Raw genomic sequence first — 24,206 nt, 5'->3', positions numbered from 1 at the left:
GGAGCTTATATCCCCCCACTAAAGTAGGGGGATTTACGCTCCTTTTTCATTAAATTACCTGAAGTCTTAAGGATTTATAAAATTCACAAATGAATTCGTTTTCAAAGGACTTACCTTTTTTCTTTAAAAATATTTTTTGCTAAAATAGACTTATCAGTAATTATTGAGGAGGACTTCACATGGCACGCAAAAACAAGTGGCTCATCCGCATACTTTTTTACATATACATGCTTTACATTTATCTGACCGTGGTCAAACACAATTCATTTTATAGTTTTTTACTCTTAAATACCTTTTTAGCCTATATACCTTTGGAAGTCGCCTTTCACATGAATGAAAAGCAGCCCAAAGCTTTGTATGCTTTACTCTTTATTGTATGGCTCTTATTTTATCCTAATGCACCTTATGTGCTTACCGATTTATTCCACTTGGCACGCTTTAATCCTTATGACCCACAAACCGGCTTGATGACCATGAATTTGCACATGTGGCTAGCTTTTATTAATTTAGTTGCCAGTGCTTTGGCCTGCAGCCTTTTGGGTAATTGGTCAATTGATTACGTGACAGACACCTTACAAAAACGCTGGGGTAAAAAACAACCTCTTTGGCACTTTTTAATCGTTGTCATTTTACTCGTTATTTCATCAATCGGAATTTATATTGGTCGTTTTTTACGACTTCACACTGCTTATCTCTTTATCAATCCCAAATGGGTTACCGATGAAATTTTATCCATGTGGACCCCACGGATGCTGATCTTTGTCATTTTTATGTTCATCATTCAATTCATTATTTGGGTCGCCATGACCTTATACCGCCATGGCCTAAACAAGTACGAAACAGATTGCCAAAAATAAGATATTTACCGTTTCATATTTAAAGAAGACATCCCCCTAACGAAGGATGTCTTCTTTAGTCACGCCCAATAATTCGTACTTCAGTTTCTAGTTGCACGTTAAATTTTTCTTTGACAACATCTTGTACGTGAGTAATCACCTTTTGGTAATCACTTCCTTTAGCATGATCTACATTAACAATAAAACCCGCATGCTTTTTGGAAACTTGTGCCCCACCAACTTGATAACCTTGCAATCCTGCATCGTGCACTAATTTACCTGTAAAATGTCCCACAGGACGTTTAAAGACACTTCCACAAGATGGATATTCTAAAGGTTGTTTGGATGCTCTTTGATAGTTTAAATCGTCCATTTTGGCTTGGATAATTTGCTTATCATTAGGTGTTAGGCGGAAATTAGCCTGCACGACAATTTCTTGATTTTCTTGGAATATGCTGTGGCGATAACCAAAATCTAAATCTGCTTTTTGGTATTCTTTAAGTTGCCCATCACGACTGACTGCTAAAACAGATTCAATCACATCTTTACTTTCACCACCGTAAGCCCCGGCATTCATAAAGACTGCGCCACCGACACTTCCTGGAATCCCACTGGCAAATTCTAAACCTGACAGACCATGAGCTTGGGCAAATTCACTAGTATGGATAATTGTCGCTCCCGCTTGCGCTGAAATGATATTATTTTGGCAGGTAATCTCCGTTAACTCTGTTAGGAAAATTACTAAGCCTTCAATTCCGCCATCTTTAACAATTAAGTTACTAGCATTTCCTAACACTGTTAGTGGTAATTGTTGGGTTTGACTAAAAGCCAAAATCGCTTGTAATTCCGCCACAGATTTAGGAAAGATAATGGCATCTGCGGGCCCACCTGTTTTCGTGTGGGTAAAGTCCGCGAGGGGGTGGTTACTTAAGACCTGACTATTCGGAAACTTTTCACTTAAAATTCGACCAATATTACTCATCTTTGACGACCTCTCAAAATTTATTCTGACCTAATTTTAACATTTTTCCGTCTAGATATGTTAAAATACCTCCCAGAATAATCTTTGGAGGAAAATTTATGAATTTCATTGCTTTTGATTTTGAAACCGCTAATGCTAAACGGAATAGCGCTTGTTCTTTAGCCTTAACTGTCGTCGAAGATAATCAAATCACTGATTCGTTTTATTCTTTGATCAATCCTGAAAGTGAATTTCACTGGCGTAACACCCAAATCCACGGTATCACCGCACAAGATGTAGCCCAAGCACCGACTTTTGGACAATTATGGCCTCACATCGCCGGTATTTTCTATAATCAAAACCTCTTAGTCGCCCACAATGCGCCTTTTGACTGTAGCGTCTTAAAACATTGCTTACTCAAAGAAGGGCTCGAAGTGCCCCGTTTCAACATTTTAGATACTGTTAAAACTAGCAAACACTTCTACCAAAACTTCCCCAACCACAAATTAGATACCCTGTGTCAAGAATTAAATATTCGTTTAGATCATCACCACAACGCCAATGATGATGCGCTAGCTTGTGCTAAAATCCTTCTCCATCAAGAAAAAGAATTCGGATTAAATCAATTAGAAAGTTTTGTCAAAGTTTACCCAAAATAAGCCTAACTTCCGTCAAAAAGTTAGACTTATTTTTTTATTTTCTCATAAACTAAATGTCCGACATACGCAATGAAAACAAACGGAACCGTCCAATACAAAGCCACTCTTTGTGAAGGATCAAACCAAAGCAACAAACAAGATAGGAGACTGGCAATAAAAGCAAACCAAGATACAAAGGGATAAAGTGGCGTCTTAAATTTCAAATCTGACACTGACCTTCCTTGGGTTAAAAAACGTTGCCTAAATAAGATCTGACAATAAGCAATCGCCATCCAGACAATCACCACAGCTAAACCTGAAATTGAAACTAAAACTAGATAAACTGTATCAGCTGCATAAATACTAGATAACAGCGATAAAATCCCGCCTAGCATGGAAGCTCCCACCGCTACCATAGGAGTTCCTTTGTGATTGGTTTTGGCGAAAATTTTGGGAATGGTACCTTCATTGGCTAAAGACCACAGCATCCGCGTGGAAGCATACAATCCGGAATTAGCTGCCGAAATAATTGCCGTTAAAACTACAAAATTCATGATATCAGCCGCATAAGGAAGTCCCATCATGGAAAAAACGTGGACAAAGGGACTTTGGGTTACCCCCGCTTGCTTATAAGGGATTAACGCTGCCATAACAGTGATAGAACCGATAAAGAAGATTACCAACCGCCAAAGGGTGGTGTGAATTGCCTTAGGTAAAGTTTTTTCAGGATCTTTGGCTTCACCAGCCGTAATTCCGATTAATTCCGTCCCAGAAAAGGCAAAGTTCACGGTCAGCATCGTGGTAAAGACACCACCAAAACCAGTTGGAAACCATCCATCTTTGACTAAGTTATTTAATCCTGGTGCATAATCCAAGCCTTTAAAAGGAATTAAACCAATAATCGTTAAGCTTCCTAAGAAGATAAAAGCGACAATCGCTAAAACCTTAATGGCTGCCAACCAAAATTCACTTTCTGCAAAAATACGGACGGTAAAGATATTTGAGAGCAAAATTAGAACAATAAAAATTAAAGAAAAAATCCACACGGGAATTTCGGGAAACCAATTTTGCATGATTATTCCTGCGGCGGTAAACTCCGAGCCTAAGGCAATCGTCCAGGTTAACCAATATAAAATAGCCACCACAAAACCTGCAGACGGATTAATCAAATCCTTAGCATAAACATGAAAAGAACCGGTATAGGGCATAGCCACGGATAGTTCTCCTAAACATAACATGACCGCATAAACTAAGATGGCACCAAAACCATAGGCTAAAATCGTACCAACCGGTCCAGCCTGATGAATAGTGTAACCCGAAGATAAGAATAATCCGGTCCCTATTACACCGCCCAGAGAAATCATTTGAATGTGGCGGGCCTCCATCTTTCTTTCTAAATGGCGCTTATTTTCTGTAGTACTTGCCATAAGCCACCCCACTTTCTACTAGAATGGGATTATTATAACACGGAACGTACCTAAAAAAGCCTCATTCCTTAAAAAATGAGACTTTTATGAGTTTATTCTTAAGCCAAGCTTTGACTAAGGGCTTGGGCGAGCGCTTGGGAACGTGAACCATGACCTAAGAAACTTAACTTACGGTAATCCGGATTTTCTGAATCCTTCGTAAAAATTACTTCCAAATTATCAACAGGTATTTCATCAGCCACAAACTTTGCCCACTCAACAACGCTGACGCCATCACCATTAAAATATTCTTCTAAGCCAAGCTCATCGCCCCCCACTTCTTCTAAGCGATAAACATCCATATGATAAAGGGGTAAGCGTCCTTGATGATATTCACGAATCAGGGTAAATGTTGGACTTTTGATGTTGGCCTTAATTCCTAAACCTTTGGCTAATCCCTTAGTAAAGGTCGTTTTACCTGCACCTAAATCACCCGTCAATAGAATGATATCACCGGCTTGAACTAAGTCCGCTAATTTTTGCGCAATGTTTTGCGTTTCTTGACTATTATTTACAATAAACTCCATGTAATTTTATCCACCTATTAATCTTGTAATGCTTGCGCCGCTGTAATCAGAGAAACATCGTAAACTTCTTGAGCACTGCAGCCCCGCGATAAGTCTGAGATTGGCGCATTTAACCCTTGTAAGATAGGACCAACAGCTTTGAAATTACCAAAGCGTTGGGCCATCTTGTAACCAATATTTCCAGATTGTAATTCAGGGAAAACAAAGACATTAGCCTGACCTGCTACTTTGGAACCTGGTGCTTTTTGTGCAGCAACTTCAGCAACAAAGGATGCATCAAACTGTAATTCACCTTCAATTGCTTCATCCGGCGCTAACTCTTGTGCAATCTTAGTAGCTTCTTGCACTTTAGTTACTTCATCTGATTTAGCAGAACCCTTAGTTGAAAAACTCAACATAGCCACCTTAGGGTCGATATCAAAGAGACGCGCTGTTTTGGCACTTTCTACCGCTATTTCTGCTAAAGCTTGGGCATCAGGATTGATATTAATCGCACAATCAGCAAATAAGTAACGTTCAGTATCATTGTTACGCGTCATTAAGAAGGCTCCACTGGTCCGACTCACACCAGGTTTGGTCTTCACCAATTGTAAGGCTGGACGCACTGTATCACCAGTTGGGTGAATAGCGCCAGAAACTAGGCCATCAACTTTTTTCATGTAAACTAACATGGTCCCAAAATAGTTTTCGTCTTGTAACATTTGACGCGCTTGTTCTTCCGTGTTCTTACCCTTACGGCGTTCTACAAAAGCCGCAACCATCTCATCAAAGTCAGCTTGAGGATAAGTCTTAGGGTCTAAAACTTCTAAGTCAGCTGGTAACTCAAAGCCGGCCTCTTTCGCCGTAGCGCTAACGACATCTTGAGCCCCTAAAACCACCGGCTTCACTAAATCATCTTGCGCTAAGCGAATCGCAGCTTCTACTACTCGTACATCGCTACCTTCAGGAAATACTAAACTGATATTTTTTCCACTAATTTTAGCTTTTAAACTTTCAAATAAATCCATAACTGTAACTCCTTTATTTAACATGTGCTGGCAATTGCCAGTTGATTGGTGCTTGTCCCATGGCTTCCAAGGCCGCATTTACCTTAGAAAAGGGCTTAGAACCAAAAAATCCACGATAAGCTGATAAAGGACTAGGATGTGCTGATTTGATAATAATATTACGCTTGGTATCAATTAGCTTAATCTTGTCTTGAGCAGCCTTCCCCCAAAGAACAAAGATAACAGGTTGTTTCCGATTTGACAAGGCCGAAATGGCTGCATCAGTAAGTTTTTCCCAACCCCGACCTTGGTGAGAAAAGGCTTGACCCTCTCGAACAGTTAACACCGTATTAAGCATCAGCACGCCTTGTTTCGCCCAGTCTACCAAATAGCCATGATTGACCGGCATAACTCCTAAATCACTAGCTAGCTCCTTATAGATGTTTTGCAGTGACGGCGGAATTGCCTGACCTGGTAAAACTGAAAAACTCAAACCATGAGCCTGATTTGGACCGTGGTAAGGGTCCTGTCCCAAGATGACCACCTTAACATCTTGGAAGGGCGTCAACTCAAAAGCTGTAAAAATATGGTACATATCAGGATGAATTTTTTGGGTACGATATTCTTCTTTCAAAAAATTATGTAACTTTCGATAAGATTCACTCGCAAATTCAGCCTGTAAAACTTCTTGCCAATCATTGTGGATAATTGTTTTCATAAAGCACCTCATAGTCATTCTATCATATTATCTTTCTCATGTAAGCGATTTAACAAAAGTTTCCAACTTTTCTTTATCGTGCTACAATTACATTATAAACTAAATTAGAAAGAAGGCCTATTATGATTCAAATTATTGCTTCTGATATGGATGGAACTTTTTTAAACGACCAAATGACAATTTCAAAAGTTAACGCAGAGGCCGTCAAAAGGGCCCAAGCTCAAGGTGTGAAATTTATTGTTTCTACCGGACGCGCCCGCAACGAAATCTACCCTCTCTTACAAGACGCAGGTATTTCTTGCCCCTTAATTTCCATTAACGGAGCTGTGGTGTACGATGAAGAAGGTAAGATTCTTTCCACAGCTGCCCTCTCAGATCAAACAGCCCAGCAATTAATTCATCGTCTAAAGCGGGCCGGTCTTTATTTTGAAGTCGTGGCTTCTAATGGGGTTTACTCTGATAATAAAGCACAAAGAATTGCTAATTTTGCAGAACTTCTCACCCGCGTTACACCTGATACACCTTTTAAACTAGCCGTTACTTTGGCCTCTGCACGTATGGAGCTCATGAATATCAAATATATCGATAACTACTACGATTTGGTTGATGATCCTCACGTGCAAATTTACAAAATTGTGGCTTTTAGTCAAGAAGGTAAAAAGATTCTGGATCCCTTACGCACCGAATTAGAAAAAAATCCCATTTTAAAAATTACGGCTTCTTCTGATTCTAATATTGAAATCAATCATGTGAATGCTCAAAAAGGAATGGCTCTCCAAGCTTATGCCGATCGCCTAAATGTCCCGATGGATAATGTTATGGCCATTGGTGATAATAATAACGACCTTTCCATGTTAGAGGTAGCTGGTATCTCTTATGCTATGGAAAACGGAAGCCCAGAGGTTAAGCGCGTTGCTAAACGCCTGGCCAAAACCAATGTAGAAAATGGAGTTGGTTTAGCGATTTTAGATGTGCTCGCAGAAAAATAGATTGAAGGTGAGCCACTTTGGCAAGAACACTCTACTCACGCCGAACCTACCTTTCGGCCCGGGGCGTTAATACGATTAAAGATCGTAACGGCAAGATTACCTATATTCTTTCTGGACGGTGGGGGATGATGCCAGCCGTTATGGAAGTTTACAACGTCTCTGATCAACGTCTCGCCCAAATTCGGCAACGCTCTTTAGGGGTCCTACCCCGCTTTGAACTCTATGATGCCAACCAGGAAATGGTGGGCTCTTTACGTCGTTACTACCGCATGGGACCTGAAATCCTCTTCGTTTCTGGGCTAAATTGGGTGGTCTTAGGTAACTCACTTCACTTTAATTATCGAGTCTACCATGGACGCAAGTTAATTATGACTTTAAAAGAGTTTTCCACTCAAAATCAAGCTGATTTAGCCATGACGGTGACTGATCAAAATGATGAACCAATTTGTCTTTGCTTAGCCGCAATTTTGGACTTTTGGGCTAAAACCCCCCATAAGAAAAAACAAATTCGATTTAATCATAAATATCACCAACTCGGAAACTTTTCCTAAAATAAAAAGGAACCTGGGACAAAACTTATCCCGGTTCCTTTTATTTTAACCATAATTTTTCAAAGTCCGCCGAATTTCGCGATCTTGGTCGCGTTTTTTGATTGATTCACGCTTGTCATAAACGTGTTTCCCTTTGGCGACTCCAATTAAAACCTTGGCAAAACCATTTTTAAGATACATTTTCAAAGGAACTAAAGTTACCCCTTGTTTTGAGACTTCTTGCCCTAAGCTAGCAATTTGTTTCTTGTGTAAAAGTAATTTCCGATTTCGAAGAGGATCATGATTAAAGCGATTCCCTTGAGTATATTCGGAAATATGCACATTCATTAACCAGGCTTGACCATTTTTTATTTGGGCAAAACCATCTTTTAAGTTAACGCGACTAGCCCGCACCGATTTAATTTCAGTTCCAGTTAGAACCAAACCAGCTTCCACCGTTTCTAAAATAAAATAATCATGACTTGCTTTTTTATTTTGGGCTAATGGGCGGTCTTTTCCTTTGATTTTCTTTTGTGCCATATTAACACCCCACCTTACTTTTTAGTGTTATTCCGGTTACGGCTAAAACGTGGTTTATTACCACGATTATTACGGTTACGGTCATTTAGACGGTGGTCACTGTGGCGGTCATTATAACGACGATTATTACCTTTACCAGAGCGGTTACGACCATTACGTTGACGCTTATCACCACGACGGTCATGGTTGCGGTCATTTCTTCTTTGTCTTGGTGGTAATTCAATTCCATCAAGCAAGTTAGACGTTGGCGCATCTTTCGGATTTAAAAGCTTGAAGTTAATTTCTTTTTGTTCCACATTGACACTGTCTAACTTAACCCTAATTGCTTGCCCAATTCTAAAGGTCCGCTTGGAACGTTGCCCCACTAAGGCTAATTGTTTTTCCACAAAGTAGTAGAAATCATCTTTCAATTCACTAATATGAATTAAACCTTCAACCGTATTTTCTAGGGCAATGAACATCCCAAACTTTGTTACGGAACTTACCACGGCGTCAAACTCTTCCCCAACATGGTCAGCCATGTATTCAGCCTTCTTCATGGCATCAGTGTCACGTTCCGTATCAATGGCTCGTCTTTCCATTTCAGAAGCATGAGTGGTCATTTCAGGTAATTGACTTTCGATGCGATCTTGCGTATCTTGACTACGGTCAGTAGCGTAAGTTCGAATTAAACGGTGGACCATCAAGTCTGGGTAACGTCTGATTGGTGAGGTGAAGTGGGTGTAATCCCCTGCCGCCAAAGAGAAGTGTCCAACTGGTGTTGGGGCGTATTTAGCTTGTTGCATGGAACGTAACATCATGGTTGAAACCATGGCTTCTTCAGGACTACCTGCTACCTTTTTCAAAACAGTTTGCAACATCTTAGGGGTAATTTTATCAGAACGCCCCGTAACTTGTACACCTAATCCTTCCAACATTTCGTAAAAGGCCTTGATTTTGTCTTCCTTAGGGTCTTCGTGAATCCGATAAACAAACGGTAAGTGTGCTTGATTGTAATGAGTTGCAACTGTTTCATTCGCAGCCAACATGAAGGATTCCACCATTCTTTCAGAAGTTCCCCGTTCCCGGATTTGAATATCCGTTGGATGACCTTCTTCATCAACGATAATCTTGGCTTCAGGAAATTCAAAATCAATCGAACCGCGACGTTTACGCATTTTGACTAAAATTTTGTGTAATTCAGCCATCTCCTTAAACATTGGCACCAGTTCCGCATAACGTTCCTTGGTCTTTTCATCATCAGATTCCAAAATCTTGTTGATGTCAATGTAAGTCATTCTCTCCGTGGTCTTAATCACAGATGGGAAAATTTCGTGATTTACTACTTCACCTTCCGATGTAATTTCCATTTCACAAGACATGGCTAACCGTTCCACCTTCGGATTTAAAGAACAAATTCCGTTAGATAGCTTAGGTGGCAACATTGGAATCACACGGTCAGTCAAGTACACGGAAGTTCCCCGGTCGTAAGCTTCATCATCCAAAGGTGTTCCCGGACGAACATAGTGAGAAACATCAGCAATGTGGACCCCTAAGTGGTAATTGCCATTTTCAAGTTTCCATACCGTTACCGCATCATCCAAGTCTTTTGATTCGATACTGTCAATCGTAACTAATTTTTGATCAGTTAAGTCCCGACGCCCCACTTTTTCTGCTTCCGTTACATAATCGGGAATTTGGGCAATTTGATCTTGCACTTCTTGCGGAAATTCAGTTGGTAAATTGTGTTGGTAAACAATTTCCAAAATATCGATTCCTGGGTCATTAACATTCCCGATTACCTTGGTAGCAACCCCTTTAAGGATACCAGGTAAGTGAGAATCTGGATAAGCAGTAATATCCGCTAAAATCACTTCACCGGGGACGGGATGTAAACCTGTGTCTTCGATTAAGAAGCGGTAGTTAGCTAGCTTCTTGTCTTTTAATTTGATAATTCCAATAATCCCCGCAGGCAACTTTTCGTCTTCCGGAACTTCAAAAGCCCCTACGACTTGGGTCAAATTGTGTTGGGTAATGGCCACAATTTTACCTTCTGGTCCCTTACCATTTTCGGGATCACCAGCCGATAACATTTCCACTTCCACCTCGTCACCATTTAAAGCGGCCATGGTTTGGGTCGGATTAATAAAGAAATCTGGTTGTTCTGGATCAATGGTTACAAAACCAAAACCGCGGTCATTTCCGTGGAAAATCCCCGTAAACACTTGAGCTTCCTTGCGACGGGCCAAAGTAAAGGCCCCACTTTGGTTCAGATTGATTTGGTGGTCATGTTCCAATTCCGCTAAAGCCTTAACCACAAATTTGAATTGGCCACTTTTTTGCATATCAAGTAAATCAACTAACTGATTTACCGTAAATTCTTGGTCTGGTTGCTCGCCTAAATGGGCGAGAATCGCCGCTTTTAATTCATCATTTTGCATGCTATTTTTTCCTCTTGTATCTGTCTAATTTCGATCATTTTACCTAGCTTTTTAAAAAGCCCCCTGGAGTCAGGAGGCTTTCTTGTGCTTTATGAGCCTTAATGTGATGAAATGTAGGCAAGTGCAAGCGCCAAGCCAAACATAATTACACCTAAAACAACTGTTACTCTTTGCATAAATGCTTCAAATCCACGGGGCTTTTGCTTGCTAAATAAATCGGCCGCTCCCCCAGATAAAGCACTAGAAGCATTATCATTTTTTGCCGGCTGCATCAAGACAGCGATAATCATTAAAATAGAATCGACAATCAATAATGTTAACAAAATATTGTACAAAACAAGACCTCCTCGCCCACTTTGGTAATTTAATATCTACTCTAATCTATCATATTTTAGCGATAAATTCCAGTCTTACTTACCCTTGAGCGAAATTTTCCCGGTTATACTGTTGGATTTTGTCATTCAAAAGACCGCGCTTATCATGGCTAGTTAGAAAAATCAAGGTATCACCACTACGTATCAAAGTATCACCGTGGGGAATCAAAAGATTTTCCCCCCGTCGAATTTCCACCAAGAGACAATACTTAGGCCAAGAAATTTCACGAACTTGTTTATCTTGTAAATAAGAGCCTGAAAAAACCGGTACCTCCAGCCGATCTTCATAACGCTCGGCCATCTCAACTTCAGCATGCTTAACCGACTTCAAGCGCGCCAACATGGCTTCATAAATTGGCCGTCCCCCACAAACATCAACTAAAAGATAGGCAATAATTGCGACAACGGCCAAAGGCATCAGGTGAGATAAAGAACCCACCATTTCGGTAATTAGTAAAATTGCCGTAAATGGGGCTTTACTGATACAAGCAAAATACCCTGCCATAGCATACACCACAAAGTTTGCGACTAAATATGTAGGCAACAAACCTAAGACCACTAAAAGTTGACCATATAAGGCACCGATAATCGCCCCCAAGGTGAGAATCGGTAAGAAAATTCCGCCGGGTAAACCAGAGCCATATGATAGCGTCGAAAATAGCAAGCGTAAGACAAACATCCCTAATAAAATACCTAAACCAGGTACTTGTTGGCCAAAAGAGACAATTAACCCATTCCCACCGCCTAAAGTTTGTGGCCAGTAGAGTCCGATGGGAAGAACTAATAGAAGCGGTACAATACTATCCAAAATGGCTGGCCAAAAGCGGTACTTAGCGTAAACCTTTCCCACATTGAGAGTTAAATATTGATATAAATACCCCAAAGCTCCTAATAACAGTCCCAATAATAATAAGTACGGATAATAGCGAATAGGCAAGGCATATTGATGCTGCATGTGCAAGACCGGTGTCAAACCGAAAATACTCATCGAAACTGCATTCGCCGCTAAAGCTGCTGACAATGCGGTCATCCAAACTAAAGGAGAAAAATTATGGTACACTTCTTCGATGACAAAAAGCGTCCCCGCAATCGGCGCATTAAAGGCGGCGGAGAGACCTGCTGCAGATCCTCCTGCAATTAACAATCGCCGGCCAACACCGTGATGATTAGTTTTTTCGGCAAAACCTTGCCCGACCATGGCTCCTAATTGAATGGAAGGACCTTCCCGTCCCAGAAAAAGTCCAGGCGCAATGGCCAAAACCCCGCCAAACCATTTGCGCCATAAGACTGACCACCATTTTTGTTCTAAAAAACCACTTAATTGACCTTCTACTTGCGGAATTCCTGATCCTTTAATATTAGGCTCATCGTGGATTAAGCGCGCTTCAAGCAAACAAATCAAGGTAATAATTGGTAACCACACTAATAACCACCAAGGGTTAGTTTTAATTAAGCTATAAAAGTACACCGCGATTTGCGCTAATTCTTCAATAGCCTTTCGAAAAGCGGCCACAATAATCCCTGCTAAAACTCCAACTGCAACTCCCTTGCCAATGAAATGCAGACGACTGAAATCAAAATTTCTATTTTTTTCCACAAGTAATTCCTCCATCAAACAAAAAGAAACCGGAAAGATTTACATCCTTCCGGTCCCTTCTAACGCTTTAAGCGAATCTTATTTGTTTTCGATTGCTTCGCGTGCGTCTTCGCTGATGTTGTAGAATGATTGGATACCCTTGTATTCTGCAACATTTTCAGTCAATTGATCTTCAATACGCATCAATTGGTTGTACTTAGCAAGACGGTCAGTCCGGCTCATAGAACCAGTCTTGATTTGGCCTGCATTTGTAGCAACAACTAAGTCAGCAATAGTTGTGTCTTCAGTTTCACCTGAACGGTGTGAAACAACAGCTGTGTAACCAGCTTCCTTAGCCATTTCGATAGCTTCCATTGATTCAGTCAATGTACCGATTTGGTTAACCTTGATTAAGATTGAGTTAGCTGCACCCATCTTGATACCCTTAGCAAGGAATTGAGTGTTTGTAACGAAGAAGTCATCACCAACTAATTGAACCTTCTTACCTAAGCGGTCAGTAACAGTCTTCCAGTCATCCCAGTTGTTTTCATCGATAGGGTCTTCGATTGAGATGATAGGGTACTTGTTAGTTAAGCCTTCAAGGTAATCGATGAATTGTTCAGTAGTGAATTCTTCCTTAGTTGACCAACGTAAAGTGTAAGTCTTTGTGTTGTCATCCCATAATTCTGAAGAAGCAACGTCAACAGCAATCGCAATGTCCTTACCTGGCTTGTAACCAGCTGCTTCAATAGCTTGTACCAAGTATTGTAATGGTTCTTCGTTGTTTGCGAAGTCAGGTGCGAAACCACCTTCGTCACCAACAGAAGTAACCTTACCAGCTTTACCTAATAAACTCTTCAAGTTGTGGAAAGTTTCTGAACCCATCCGGATTGCTTCGGCAACAGTCTTAGCACCTACAGGCATAATCATGAATTCTTGGAAGTCAACCTTGTTGTCTGAGTGTGCACCACCGTTGATAACGTTCATCATTGGTGTTGGTAAGACGTGCGCGTTGAAACCACCTAAGTAGTTGTATAAAGGCATTTCTAATTCGTCAGCAGCTGCACGAGCAACGGCGATAGAAACAGCTAAGATTGCGTTAGCACCTAACTTACCTTTGTTTGGAGTACCATCTAAAGCAATCATGGCCTTGTCGATAGCAACTTGATCAGTTACTTCAAAACCAACAATTTCCTTAGCGATAACGTTGTTAACGTTGGCAACGGCCTTTAAAACACCCTTACCTTGGTAACGAGACTTGTCACCATCACGTAATTCAACGGCTTCGTGTTCACCAGTAGAAGCACCGGAAGGAACGATTCCGCGACCGAATGCACCTGCTTCAGTGTAAACTTCAGCTTCAACTGTTGGGTTACCACGTGAGTCTAAAACTTCGCGTGCGTAAATTTCTGTAATTGCAGACATTATTTAACTCTCCTTTGAGATAATTGACTTTGAGAAATTATTCTCTTACTTTGTATTCTAAAGGTTTATTGTGCTTTTTTCAAGCCTATTTTTGGTAGTTAACCAAGGCAAGGTATGATTCTGGAACTAATGAAGCACCACCAACTAAACCACCGTCGATGTCTTCTTTAGCCATTAATTCCTTCACGTTTTCAGGCTTTACAGAACCACCGTATTGAACGCGAACTTTGTCAGCAGTTGTTTGGTCGTATAACTTAGCAACTGTTTGACGTACTACAGCACAGATTTCTTGTGCTTGGTCAGCAGTAGCTGTCTTACCAGTACCAATAGCCCAAATTGGTTCGTAGGCGATTACTAAGCTGGCTACTTGATCAGCTGATAAGTCTTTCAAAGCTGCAGTAACTTGGTTTTCAACCCATTCTTCAGCTTTGCCAGCTTCACGAGTTTCCAAAGATTCACCACAACATACGATTGGTGTCAAACCGTTGTTGAAGATAGCGTGAGCTTTCTTGTTGATATCTTCGTCAGTTTCGTGGAAGTAGTCACGACGTTCTGAGTGACCAATAACCACGTAGTCAACGCCCATTTCTTTCAATACCTTAGGTGAAGTTTCACCAGTGAAGGCACCTTCATTTTCGAAGTAGCAGTTTTCGGCAGCAACTTTCAAGTCTGAACCTTTGGCAGCTTCTAATAAAGCTGGCAAGTCAACAGCTGGAGCAGCAATAACTGATTCTACATCAGTAGCTGCTGGTAATTGGTCTTTAACGGCCTTAACAAATTCTGCAGTTTGAACTGGGTTCATGTTCATTTTCCAGTTACCTGCGATAATTGGTGTACGCACTAATATTCATCCTTTCAAAATGAAAAATTCTTGATGGGGAGGCCAACACCTCCCCCGGGAGTCTCTCAGAGACTATTTTGGGGTAACAGATTATTTATCAGACACCGCAGCAACGGCTGGTAAAGTCTTACCTTCAAGGTATTCAAGTGATGAACCACCACCAGTAGATACGTGGCTGAACTTGTCGGCGATACCTAATTGCTTAGCAGCAGCAACTGAGTCCCCACCACCAACAATAGTTGTAGCATCTTCTAAAGAACCGATGAACTTACCAAGTTCTAAAGTACCCTTAGCGAAGTTAGACATTTCGAACACACCCATAGGTCCATTCCAAACAACTGTCTTAGCATCAGCCAAGTTTTGCTTGAATAATTCAATTGACTTTTCACCAACATCAAGGGCCATGTAGCCTGCAGGAATGTCGCCTTCAACTGTCTTAAATTCTGCGTCGTTAGCAAACTTGTCAGCTACCACGTTATCGATAGGTAAAACTAACTTGTCGCCAGCTTTTTCCATTAATTCCTTAGCTAATTCAATTTTGTCTTCTTCAACTAAAGAGTTACCAACTTCGATACCCTTAGCAGCGTAGAATGTGTAAGTCATTCCACCACCAATGATAACCTTGTCAGCTTTTGATAATAAGTGGTTGATAACACCAATCTTACTTGAAACCTTTGAACCACCTAAAACAGCCACGAATGGACGTTCTGGAGCATCAACAGCTTCACCTAAGAACTTGATTTCTTTTTCTAATAAGAAACCAGCAGCAGCAGGCTTACCTTCAGCCTTCATAGCTTCGGAAATACCAACGTTAGATGCGTGAGCACGGTGAGCAGTACCGAAAGCATCGTTCACAAACATGTCACCTAATGAAGCCCAGTATTGGCCCAATTCTTGGTCGTTACCAGATTCCTTCTTACCATCTAAGTCTTCGAAACGAGTATTTTCGAATAACAATACGTCACCATCGTTCATGTTAGCAATAGCTTCTTCTAATTGAGCACCACGCGTAACAGGTACGAAAGTTACAGGCTTACCTAATAAGTCAGCAAGCTTAGCAGCAACTGGACGCATTGATAAAGCAGCCTTATCTTCTTCAGTCTTAACCCGACCTAAGTGCGAGAATAAAATTGCCTTACCACCGTTGTCGATTACGTACTTAATAGTTGGTAATGCAGCCACGATACGGTTATCGTCACCAACAACACCATCTTTAACAGGTACGTTGAAGTCAACACGGATTAAAACTTTTTTGTCTTGAACGTTTAAATCTGAAACAGTAAGTTTAGCCATTAGTAGCAAACCTCCAATAAATTTGTGTGATTATAAAATCAAAAGAAAAGCGGGAGGAGTTGCCTCCCCCCGCCAAAATATTACTAGTATTAACTTAAAATTAAGCTAAGAAGCTAGCAAATTTTTCTAAAGTACGGATCATTTGAGCAGTGAAACCTGATTCGTTGTCGTACCATGCAACAGTCTTAACAACTTGGCCTTCACCTTCACCAACAACTTGTGTTTGTGTTGGGTCAAATACTGAACCAAATGATGTACCGATAATATCTGAAGAAACAACACCATCAGCGTTGTAACCAAATGATTCGTTACCTTCAGTAACAGCCTTAACAGCTGCGTTAACTTCTTCAGCTGTAACTTCTTTGTTAAGAGTTGCAACTAATTCAGTTAATGAACCAGTAATAACAGGAACACGTTGTGCGTGACCATCTAACTTACCGTTAAGTTCTGGAACAACCAAACCGATAGCCTTAGCAGCACCAGTTGAGTGAGGGATAGTGTTTTGAGCAGCAGCACGTGCGTTACGTACGTTACCACCACGGTCAGGACCATCTTGTAACTTTTGAGTTGCTGTGTAAGCGTGGATAGTTGTCATAGTACCAGCCTTGATACCGAAAGCATCGTTAACGGCCTTAGCTAAAGGTGCTAAACAGTTAGTAGTACATGAAGCAGCAGAAACGATTTGGTCGTCGGCTGTCAATGTGTCATCGTTAACACCGTAAACGATAGTCTTCATCTTACCTGCAGGAGCAGAGATTAAAACTTTCTTTGCACCGGCGTTTACGTGAGCTTGTGCTTTTTCAGCTGATGTGTAGAAACCAGTTGATTCAAGAACCAAGTCAACACCGTCGTTCTTAACCCAAGGAATGTTGTTTGCATCTGCTTCAGCATAAACAGGGATTTCCTTACCGTTAACAACCAATGCGTTTTCAGTTGCAGAAATTTCTGCATCAAATTGGCCGTGAGCTGTGTCGTACTTCAATAAGTGAGCCAACATAGCTGGTGAAGTTAAGTCGTTGATAGCAACAACTTCTAAGTTTTCTGAAGTTTCAGCAATACGACGGAAAGCTAAACGACCGATACGGCCAAAACCATTAATACCTACTTTTGTAGTCATTGTAGAATTTCCTCCTTTAGGAAATGAAAAAATTTATTTTAAAAAGCAATGCGACTAACATTACTCGTTTAAAATCTGTTGTGCGGCCCCTTGATCCGTCACCAGATAAGTTTGACGGGGAGCATGTTTCATATATGCAGCAATCGCCTTGGCCTTAGAGGCACCACCGGCAACAGCAAGCACACAGTCCATATCTGCGAGATCTTCCAATTGCAAACCAATCCTAGGGATCTTATAAACAATCTGCCCATCTTCATCGAAGAAATAACCAAAAGCCTCACTCACTGCTCGCTTATCCTGGAGCATTTTTACAACTTCTGGTGCCATCTCTCGCCGTTCAGCCATTGACATGGCTCCACCAATCGAATGGATGACGGCATTACTTTGCTTAATTAAGGAAACTACCGCTTGTACCGCCGGTTCCTTTAACAAAGACTGATAGGTACTCTCGCTTACCTGCTCTGGCACATACAACACACGGTGATGACCACCAGCGTTTTCAGCCATTTGAGCAGAAACATTATTGGCTTGAATGTCAATCCGTTCACCAATTCCGCCCCGCGCTGGGACAAAAGTTAGTTCCCGATTAACACTAATAGCTGGATTCAACCTTTTGGCAATAGCTGCCATAGTTGTCCCCCCCATTACAGCAATAATGTTCTCTCCTTCTGGCAGGAGCGTTTGTAATGTAGCACTCACGATATTACCCATATCATTCACTACTTGAGGTTGTGAATCGCTATCCCCAGCAACAATCAGACACCTAGCAATATCTAGTTTAGTAGCTAGTCTTGCTTCCATTTGCTGTAGACCAAGCAAATGGTCCATCAGGTGTGCCAGACCTTGAATTGTAGCTTGTCCCTTGGAGGTGATAATCATCCCGGACTTGGTGATAGCAATAAGCTCTTGCTTTTTTAAAAAATCGGTTTCCGTCCGCAAAACACGTTCGCTAGTATCGAGCGTCTGCGCTAATAAACGCCGCCCTACTGGTTGGGCCCAAGCGATGTTGCGTAAAATTGTAAACCGACGGCTCATAATTTCGACCATGTCTGGGGCGATTAACTCGATCCATTCTAATTCCTGGTGCATGTTATGGCCTCTTTCTCCGGGACGCCCAACGTCCAACCGTGTCATTCGGCGACCCAGTAAGTAAAAAAAACAAAGCGCAACAACGAATCTAATTTAATTTTAAACCGTTCTTACACCTCTCAATTACAATTCTATTATAGCATGGATTGAGTTTTTTGCAACTGTAAAGCCTTAGTTTTCTAGGGTGATTTCTACTTTCACCAAATCCCGAATTATATATGTGATAACACATCCGATATTTACAATAACCGAATTTCCATTCTTTTTAAAGCTTGATTAACAAGAAAAACTTAACTTTCTTTTCGTTTACTTGACCCAGCAATCCCAGCCGCTTCCCGATATTTGGCCACCGTACGACGAGATATCTTCACCCCCTGTGCATCTAAAGCCAGAACAATCTTTTGATCAGACAATGGCTTGCGCTTATCCTCATTTTCAATCAAGCGTAAAATTTCGGCCTTTACCTTGTCAACTTGTACATCTTGACCATTAACATTATGATAAACCGTCGCCTGGGTAAAGAAGGAACGTAATTCAAAGCTCCCAAAATCGGTTTGTAAGTACTTGCCATTAACCGCTCGGCTAATGGTCGATTCGTGCAATTGGAGTTTTTGTGCTAAATCGCGTAATAACCACGGTTTTAAGGGATGTTCGGCTTTTAAAAAGAAATCTTGCTGATAGCTAATAATTTCCTGACCAATACGCTTTAAGGTTTGCCCACGCATGGCAATAGCTTGAGCTAATTCTTGCAACTTTTCCTTTTGAGTTTGCAGATAGGCGGCTACCTCCTGGTCATCTTTACCCACCAAGTCTGCTAGATAACGTTCATTCAGTATAATTTCTGGTTGGGCATAACGAGTAAGCTGCAAGGCTAACTTCCCGGCCTCGGACTTGACAATCATATCTGGATAAGTATATTCGATTTCTTCTTGTTTATAGGCTGCTCCTGGGGCTGGAGTTAAAGTTTGTACATAGGCTAATAGATCTTCCAAGTCACTAACTCGACACGCATACTGGCTCGCTAAATATGTCCAATCTTTTTGGACAAAGGCTGCAAAATCCGCTTTTAAAACCTCCGCCGCTAGAAAATGGGCCTGTTCATCACGATTAATTTGTAGCAATAAGCATTCTTGTAAATCACGCGCCCCGATTCCAGGTGGATCTAACTCCTGGAGTAAGGTCAAAGCATCAAGCCAGGCTAGTTCGTCTTCTTGAGATAATTGAGCAAAGTCGAGTTGTAAGTAACCATTGTCATCTAAGTTATCAGCTAAATATAAAACTTTTTGTCGCAAAGGCGTAGCCCGCATAGTTAAATTAATTTGTTCTAAAAGATATTCATATAAACTTTGACTTCCCCGATCCTGGTAAACCTCTTGACGGACAGGTTCATCGAAGCCCTGACTTTTTTGGCGGTAGCTCACCGTCATTAGTGGATTAGCTAACGCCTCCTCTTTAACATAGTTACGGAGTTCTTCATTACTAATCCGTAAAACATGTAAGGAACGTTGCATATTTTGACTGAGGACTAACTTTTGGATTTGCGTTTGCTTTTGATTTAAACGATTTTCATACTGCATAAACTAACCTCTTTTCTTTTGGGTTTCTTACTATATTATTTTACCATAGGACACGACATGAATTTAAAGCGTTTTAGATTTTTTACTTTTGTCAAGCGTTATGTTTGACTTTATTTGACCAAGAGGTTAAACTAGCAGTACAAAGTTAAGAGTGCTAAAATAACCTTAACCAATTTGATTTTAGGAGGATTACTCATGAACTTAGTTCCTACAGTTATCGAACAATCAGCGCAAGGCGAACGCGCTTATGATATTTACTCACGTTTATTAAAAGATCGCATTATTATGGTTTCTGGTGAAGTCAATGACGATATGGCCAACGCTGTCATCGCCCAGTTACTTTTCTTAGATGCCCAAGATCCTGAAAAAGACATCTACATGTACATTAACTCACCCGGTGGTTCTGTTTCCGCAGGTTTAGCCATTGTAGATACTATGAACTTTGTTTCTGCTGATGTGCAAACCATCGTGATGGGAATGGCCGCTTCTATGGCTTCCATCTTCGCTACTTCTGGGGCTAAGGGCAAACGCTTTGCTTTACCACACTCAGAAATTATGATTCACCAACCATTAGGTGGTGCCCAAGGTCAATCAACCGAAATTCAAATCGCGGCAGAACACATTTTAAAGACTCGCAAATTAATCAACGAAATGTTGGCTGCTGGTTCTGGACAACCAATCGAAAAGGTTAACCAAGATACTGAACGTGATAACTTCATGACTGCTCAAGAAGCCGTTGAATACGGCTTAATTGATGGCATCATGGAAAATAAAAAGAAATTAAGCTAACCTCTAATTTATGTACCAAAAAGGCTGTGGACAAAAATCCACAGCCTTTTTTAGGCAATTTCTTGATCCTCACGTAATTTTTGCGCATATTCATTTAGTTTACGTAAACGGTGGTTGACCCCTGACTTAGAAATTGGACCCCCTTCGACAAAGTTTCCCAACTCTTTAAGCGAAACTTCTGGGTGACTAATCCGCGCCTTGGCCACGGCTTGGAGTTTTTCTGGAAGCTTTTCGAGCCCAATATTTTCGTCAATATAAACAATATTATCAATTTGACGCTTGGCCGCATCAGCGATTTTATTCATATTGGCCGTTTCACAATTTACAATCCGATTAACTGAGTTACGCATATCCCGCACAATCCGCACATCTTCCAGCTTCAACATGGCATTCGTAGCGCCAATCAAAGATAAGAAATCAGCAATTTTTTCTGCTTCCTTCAAATACGTAATGTAACCACTACGCCGGGCGGCTTTACGCGCGTTGAGACCATAATTATTCATCATTTGACAAATGGTGTCATTATGGTCTTCATACAAGGAATAGATTTCCAAGTGGTAGCGACTAGTTTCTGGATTATTCACTGAACCAGCAGCTAGGAATGCTCCCCGTAAATATGACCGCACCTTGGCATCGTCATCCAAGAACTCCATCGGAACTGTCTCCTTAATTTGGAACATATCTAAAATATCCAAATCTTTGAGCACATAATCCGAACCTGTCTTCAAGCGTACAATATAAAAATTATTCTTCTTCAGCTTCATCTTGCGCCGTACTAACAACTCACTTTCAACCGAATAAAATTGTTTCAAGAGTTGATAAATTCGCCGCGCAATCGCCGCATTTTCAGTTTGAACATTCAAAACAAAGTGGTGGTTAACAATGCTTAAAGATCCATTCATCCGAATCAAGGCCATTAACTCCGCCTTGGCATTGCCAAAGTGAACTTCTAGCGTGGTCAGCTCTTTTTTCACTTCACTTGCATAAGACATAAAAGTCTCCTTTCGTTATTAGAAGCGCTTTTGTCCCGCCAATCGCATTAATTCCGTCACAACTTTTTGACCATCATGAAAGACCCCTTGGTCGCGTAAAAGTAAAAAGTCATCTGAAATCACCTTGCAACCCTGAGCTCTGAGCGCTTTGAAATCATATTTAACTTGATATAAGTATTCGTCATATTTTTGACGGTCTAAATAATCATTAGGTACCGGTTGGGTATTAACGAGCACCGTATCAATAAAGTTTTGGCCTAAATGGCGATTTAAAACTTCCACATGTTGAGCATCACTGAAGCGCTCCGTTTCACCTTTTTGGGTCATGATATTGCAGATATAAATTACTTCAGCCTTCGTTTGGCAAACGGCTTGGCCTACATTTTCAATCATCAAATTTGGCAAAATACTGGTAAACAAACTACCCGGTCCCATCACAATTTGATCGGCTTCCATAATAGCATCAATTACCTCTTGACGTGCTCGGGGCTTGGTGCCATCCTCAGTTGTTACCCAAACTTTTTCAATCGTCTTGTTAGCTTGAGAAATTTCTGACTCACCCGCCATTTCGGTACCATCACTGAAATGTGCATGTAGTGTTAAAGCCTGGTTAGCCGCCGGATAGACATGGCCATCAACTTGCATCATTTCGGCTAATTCTTGCACAGCATTAAAAATCCCATCTTGATCCATTTCGGCTAAAGCGGCAATAATCAAGTTCCCAATTGCATGTCCCGAAAAGAATTGATCAGTGGAATCAAAGCGATACTGAAAAATCTTTTTAAACTTTTCTGGTAAATCAGATAAGGCTACCAAAACATTACGAATATCTCCTGGGGGCACCACATTAATATAGTCGCGAATAACCCCAGAAGAGCCACCATCATCTGCAACGGTTACGACCGCCGTGACCTCAGCTTTCTGTTTGTGCAACTCCCGTAAAACAACAGGTAAACCAGTTCCCCCACCAATCACAACAATTTTGGCGCGATGACTTTTTCTCCTAATCATGAACGGTTTACCGTCTCTTTACGCTTATTCATATCACGATGTGAAATTTTAACGGGATAATCAGCTTGTAAGGCCTCTCCAATTCTTTGCGCCAAGGCTACTGACCGGTGTTGTCCTCCGGTACAACCAATGGCAATTGTCACACTCGACTTTCCCTCTTTTTGATAGCCAGGCATAACAGTCATCAAAAGTTGCATAAATCTTTGATAGAATTCTTCCGTCGTCGGTGAATCCATTACATAATTATTGACGCCCTGGTCGAGCCCCGTTTTATCCCGATATTCCGGTACATAGTAGGGGTTCGGCAAGAAACGAACATCCATAACAATATCAGCGTCAATCGGTAAACCGTACTTAAATCCAAAAGACATCACTTCCACATGGAAAGTTTTTACTTGACTAGAAGCAAAATTATGAGAGATTTCCTCTCTTAATTGTCGCGGTGATAACTTACTAGTGTCAATCACTAATTGTGATTGGCTCCGCAAAGGAGCTAATAATTCTCTTTCTAATTTAATCCCATCTAAAACCCGACCATCCATGGATAAAGGGTGGGAACGGCGCGTTTCCTTATAACGAGCAACTAATTCTTCGTCAGAAGCATCCAAGAATAAGACGCGCGCACTGATAGCGTCACTTTCTTCTAACTGAGAAACCATTTCGCTGGCCTGGTCAAAAAAAGCCCGCGAACGGAGGTCAACAACCACCGCAACCTTCTTAATTTTTCCTGATTCACGCACTAATTCCAGGAACTTAGGCAGTAAAGCTGGGGGTAAATTATCAATACAAAAGTAACCTAAATCTTCAAACGATTGGGTAGCAACGGTTTTCCCCGCGCCACTCATTCCTGTTACGACGACGACTTCAAATTTATTTTGGTCTGCCATTTTCGTCACCCTTTCTGCCCGTAGGCATTGACATATCTTTTCTTAGCATAACATACCGGGCGTGTCATGAAAAGTCTTTCACCTCAAACGCAGTCAAAAAACATTAAAAAAAGCAGACCCTAAGGCCTGCTTTTTACCATTAATCAACAACTTTACGGTCGAATGGATCAGAGGAAATACCTTCCGCTAAAATCTTCTTGCACCATTCTTGAGCAGAGAACAAGGAGTGGTCACGATAGTTGCCACAAGACTTAATATCTGTACCCTGCACATCTTCCCAAGTCGCATCCACAATTTCTTGTAAAGAAACCTTTAAGGCTTTAGCGACTTCAACGGTATCGTGTTTGCCCCAAGTAATTAAGTGGAAACCTGTCCGGCAACCAAATGGTGAGCAGTCAATAACTCCATCCAAGTGGTCACGAAGGTAGCCCGCTAACATATGTTCAATCGTGTGTAAACCAGCCGTTGGGATTGCATTTTCATTTGGTTGCACTAAACGTAAATCGAAATTTGAAATTTCGTCGCCCTTAGGTCCATTTTCCACGGTAATCAAGCGTACGTATGGTGCCTTCACTGCAGTATGATCTAATGTAAAACTTTCAACTTCTGCCATAAAATCTTACC

The 24,206-nt window shown here is 41.1% G+C and carries 24 protein-coding genes; 5 read left to right on the top strand and 19 right to left on the bottom strand.

The features are described 5' to 3' along the window. Window positions 1-179 precede the first annotated feature (179 nt). On the top strand, window positions 180-857 hold the full coding sequence (locus FC36_RS01210; RefSeq protein WP_025020425.1) for a DUF1361 domain-containing protein: 678 nt from the start codon (window positions 180-182) through the stop codon (window positions 855-857). Window positions 858-912: 55 nt separating this feature from the next. Here the strand turns inward: FC36_RS01210 and murB are convergent, their stop codons facing one another. Next, window positions 913-1,818 (bottom strand): UDP-N-acetylmuramate dehydrogenase, encoded by a 906-nt coding sequence (gene murB / locus FC36_RS01205; RefSeq protein ID WP_023859145.1) that lies wholly within the window; start codon window positions 1,816-1,818, stop codon window positions 913-915. A 98-nt stretch (window positions 1,819-1,916) separates the two neighbouring features. Here murB and FC36_RS01200 point away from each other — a divergent pair, with 98 nt between their 5' ends. Further along, window positions 1,917-2,456: a 3'-5' exonuclease gene (locus FC36_RS01200; protein ID WP_023859144.1), complete on the top strand. Its 540-nt coding sequence runs from the start codon at window positions 1,917-1,919 to the stop codon at window positions 2,454-2,456. Window positions 2,457-2,482: 26 nt separating this feature from the next. Here the strand turns inward: FC36_RS01200 and FC36_RS01195 are convergent, their stop codons facing one another. From FC36_RS01195 to FC36_RS01180, 4 genes are all read right to left on the bottom strand, one after another. Continuing rightward, window positions 2,483-3,862 carry an amino acid permease gene (locus FC36_RS01195; RefSeq protein ID WP_025020426.1) on the bottom strand — a complete coding sequence of 460 codons (1,380 nt, stop codon included), beginning with the start codon at window positions 3,860-3,862 and terminating at the stop codon, window positions 2,483-2,485. Between the two features lie 98 nt (window positions 3,863-3,960). Next, window positions 3,961-4,428, bottom strand: coding sequence for a tRNA (adenosine(37)-N6)-threonylcarbamoyltransferase complex ATPase subunit type 1 TsaE (gene tsaE / locus FC36_RS01190; protein WP_023859142.1), 468 nt, complete (start codon window positions 4,426-4,428; stop codon window positions 3,961-3,963). Window positions 4,429-4,445: 17 nt separating this feature from the next. Further along, window positions 4,446-5,435 carry a phosphate acetyltransferase gene (gene pta / locus FC36_RS01185; RefSeq protein WP_025020427.1) on the bottom strand — a complete coding sequence of 330 codons (990 nt, stop codon included), beginning with the start codon at window positions 5,433-5,435 and terminating at the stop codon, window positions 4,446-4,448. Window positions 5,436-5,448: 13 nt separating this feature from the next. After that, a complete protein-coding gene (locus tag FC36_RS01180) occupies window positions 5,449-6,132 on the bottom strand; it encodes a uracil-DNA glycosylase (protein ID WP_023859140.1) in 684 nt (227 codons plus the stop codon). Between the two features lie 122 nt (window positions 6,133-6,254). Here FC36_RS01180 and FC36_RS01175 point away from each other — a divergent pair, with 122 nt between their 5' ends. Together FC36_RS01175 and FC36_RS01170 are read left to right on the top strand one after the other, a co-directional pair. Next, window positions 6,255-7,121: a Cof-type HAD-IIB family hydrolase gene (locus FC36_RS01175; protein WP_025020428.1), complete on the top strand. Its 867-nt coding sequence runs from the start codon at window positions 6,255-6,257 to the stop codon at window positions 7,119-7,121. Window positions 7,122-7,138: 17 nt separating this feature from the next. Then, complete coding sequence (locus FC36_RS01170) at window positions 7,139-7,672, top strand: LURP-one-related/scramblase family protein (RefSeq protein WP_025020429.1); 534 nt, start codon at window positions 7,139-7,141, stop codon at window positions 7,670-7,672. A gap of 45 nt (window positions 7,673-7,717) precedes the next feature. Here FC36_RS01170 and smpB read toward each other — a convergent pair whose 3' ends face one another. The 10 genes from smpB to rpoN form a co-directional block, all read right to left on the bottom strand. After that, a complete protein-coding gene (gene smpB, locus FC36_RS01165; RefSeq protein WP_023859137.1) occupies window positions 7,718-8,191 on the bottom strand; it encodes an SsrA-binding protein SmpB in 474 nt (157 codons plus the stop codon). Between the two features lie 14 nt (window positions 8,192-8,205). Beyond that, entirely contained in the window at window positions 8,206-10,611 is a 2,406-nt protein-coding gene (gene rnr, locus FC36_RS01160; protein ID WP_025020430.1) for a ribonuclease R, read from the bottom strand. Window positions 10,612-10,709: 98 nt separating this feature from the next. Beyond that, complete coding sequence (gene secG / locus FC36_RS01155) at window positions 10,710-10,946, bottom strand: preprotein translocase subunit SecG (RefSeq protein WP_025020431.1); 237 nt, start codon at window positions 10,944-10,946, stop codon at window positions 10,710-10,712. Between the two features lie 79 nt (window positions 10,947-11,025). After that, the gene (locus tag FC36_RS01150) at window positions 11,026-12,597 is read right to left on the bottom strand and encodes a ClC family H(+)/Cl(-) exchange transporter (RefSeq protein WP_025020432.1); all 1,572 of its coding nucleotides are present in this window, start codon (window positions 12,595-12,597) and stop codon (window positions 11,026-11,028) included. Window positions 12,598-12,660: 63 nt separating this feature from the next. Beyond that, complete coding sequence (eno, locus tag FC36_RS01145; protein WP_023859133.1) at window positions 12,661-13,986, bottom strand: phosphopyruvate hydratase; 1,326 nt, start codon at window positions 13,984-13,986, stop codon at window positions 12,661-12,663. Between the two features lie 85 nt (window positions 13,987-14,071). Next, a complete protein-coding gene (gene tpiA / locus FC36_RS01140) occupies window positions 14,072-14,827 on the bottom strand; it encodes a triose-phosphate isomerase (protein ID WP_025020433.1) in 756 nt (251 codons plus the stop codon). A 90-nt stretch (window positions 14,828-14,917) separates the two neighbouring features. Beyond that, on the bottom strand, window positions 14,918-16,120 hold the full coding sequence (locus tag FC36_RS01135) for a phosphoglycerate kinase (RefSeq protein WP_023859131.1): 1,203 nt from the start codon (window positions 16,118-16,120) through the stop codon (window positions 14,918-14,920). Window positions 16,121-16,220: 100 nt separating this feature from the next. Continuing rightward, complete coding sequence (gap, locus tag FC36_RS01130; protein WP_023859130.1) at window positions 16,221-17,237, bottom strand: type I glyceraldehyde-3-phosphate dehydrogenase; 1,017 nt, start codon at window positions 17,235-17,237, stop codon at window positions 16,221-16,223. 60 nt (window positions 17,238-17,297) lie between these two features. After that, window positions 17,298-18,326 carry a sugar-binding transcriptional regulator gene (locus tag FC36_RS01125; RefSeq protein ID WP_023859129.1) on the bottom strand — a complete coding sequence of 343 codons (1,029 nt, stop codon included), beginning with the start codon at window positions 18,324-18,326 and terminating at the stop codon, window positions 17,298-17,300. Between the two features lie 290 nt (window positions 18,327-18,616). Continuing rightward, window positions 18,617-19,903 carry an RNA polymerase factor sigma-54 gene (gene rpoN, locus FC36_RS01120; protein ID WP_025020434.1) on the bottom strand — a complete coding sequence of 429 codons (1,287 nt, stop codon included), beginning with the start codon at window positions 19,901-19,903 and terminating at the stop codon, window positions 18,617-18,619. A gap of 195 nt (window positions 19,904-20,098) precedes the next feature. On the opposite strand from rpoN, the gene FC36_RS01115 reads away from it, so the two are divergent. Then, on the top strand, window positions 20,099-20,692 hold the full coding sequence (locus tag FC36_RS01115) for an ATP-dependent Clp protease proteolytic subunit (protein WP_023859127.1): 594 nt from the start codon (window positions 20,099-20,101) through the stop codon (window positions 20,690-20,692). A gap of 50 nt (window positions 20,693-20,742) precedes the next feature. Here the strand turns inward: FC36_RS01115 and whiA are convergent, their stop codons facing one another. The 4 genes from whiA to FC36_RS01095 form a co-directional block, all read right to left on the bottom strand. After that, window positions 20,743-21,684 carry a DNA-binding protein WhiA gene (whiA, locus tag FC36_RS01110; RefSeq protein WP_023859126.1) on the bottom strand — a complete coding sequence of 314 codons (942 nt, stop codon included), beginning with the start codon at window positions 21,682-21,684 and terminating at the stop codon, window positions 20,743-20,745. A gap of 18 nt (window positions 21,685-21,702) precedes the next feature. Next, complete coding sequence (locus FC36_RS01105) at window positions 21,703-22,695, bottom strand: gluconeogenesis factor YvcK family protein (RefSeq protein WP_023859125.1); 993 nt, start codon at window positions 22,693-22,695, stop codon at window positions 21,703-21,705. Beyond that, the gene (rapZ, locus tag FC36_RS01100; protein ID WP_023859124.1) at window positions 22,692-23,582 is read right to left on the bottom strand and encodes an RNase adapter RapZ; all 891 of its coding nucleotides are present in this window, start codon (window positions 23,580-23,582) and stop codon (window positions 22,692-22,694) included. The genes FC36_RS01105 and rapZ overlap by 4 nt, the downstream gene beginning before the upstream one ends. Window positions 23,583-23,721: 139 nt before the next feature. Further along, the gene (locus tag FC36_RS01095) at window positions 23,722-24,195 is read right to left on the bottom strand and encodes an S-ribosylhomocysteine lyase (protein WP_023859123.1); all 474 of its coding nucleotides are present in this window, start codon (window positions 24,193-24,195) and stop codon (window positions 23,722-23,724) included. Window positions 24,196-24,206 lie beyond the last annotated feature (11 nt).

The organism is Ligilactobacillus equi DSM 15833 = JCM 10991, from assembly GCF_001435735.1.
In the GTDB taxonomy this organism is placed as follows: Bacteria; Bacillota; Bacilli; order Lactobacillales; family Lactobacillaceae; genus Ligilactobacillus; species Ligilactobacillus equi.
This window is presented reverse-complemented; position numbering and strand designations above follow the sequence as displayed.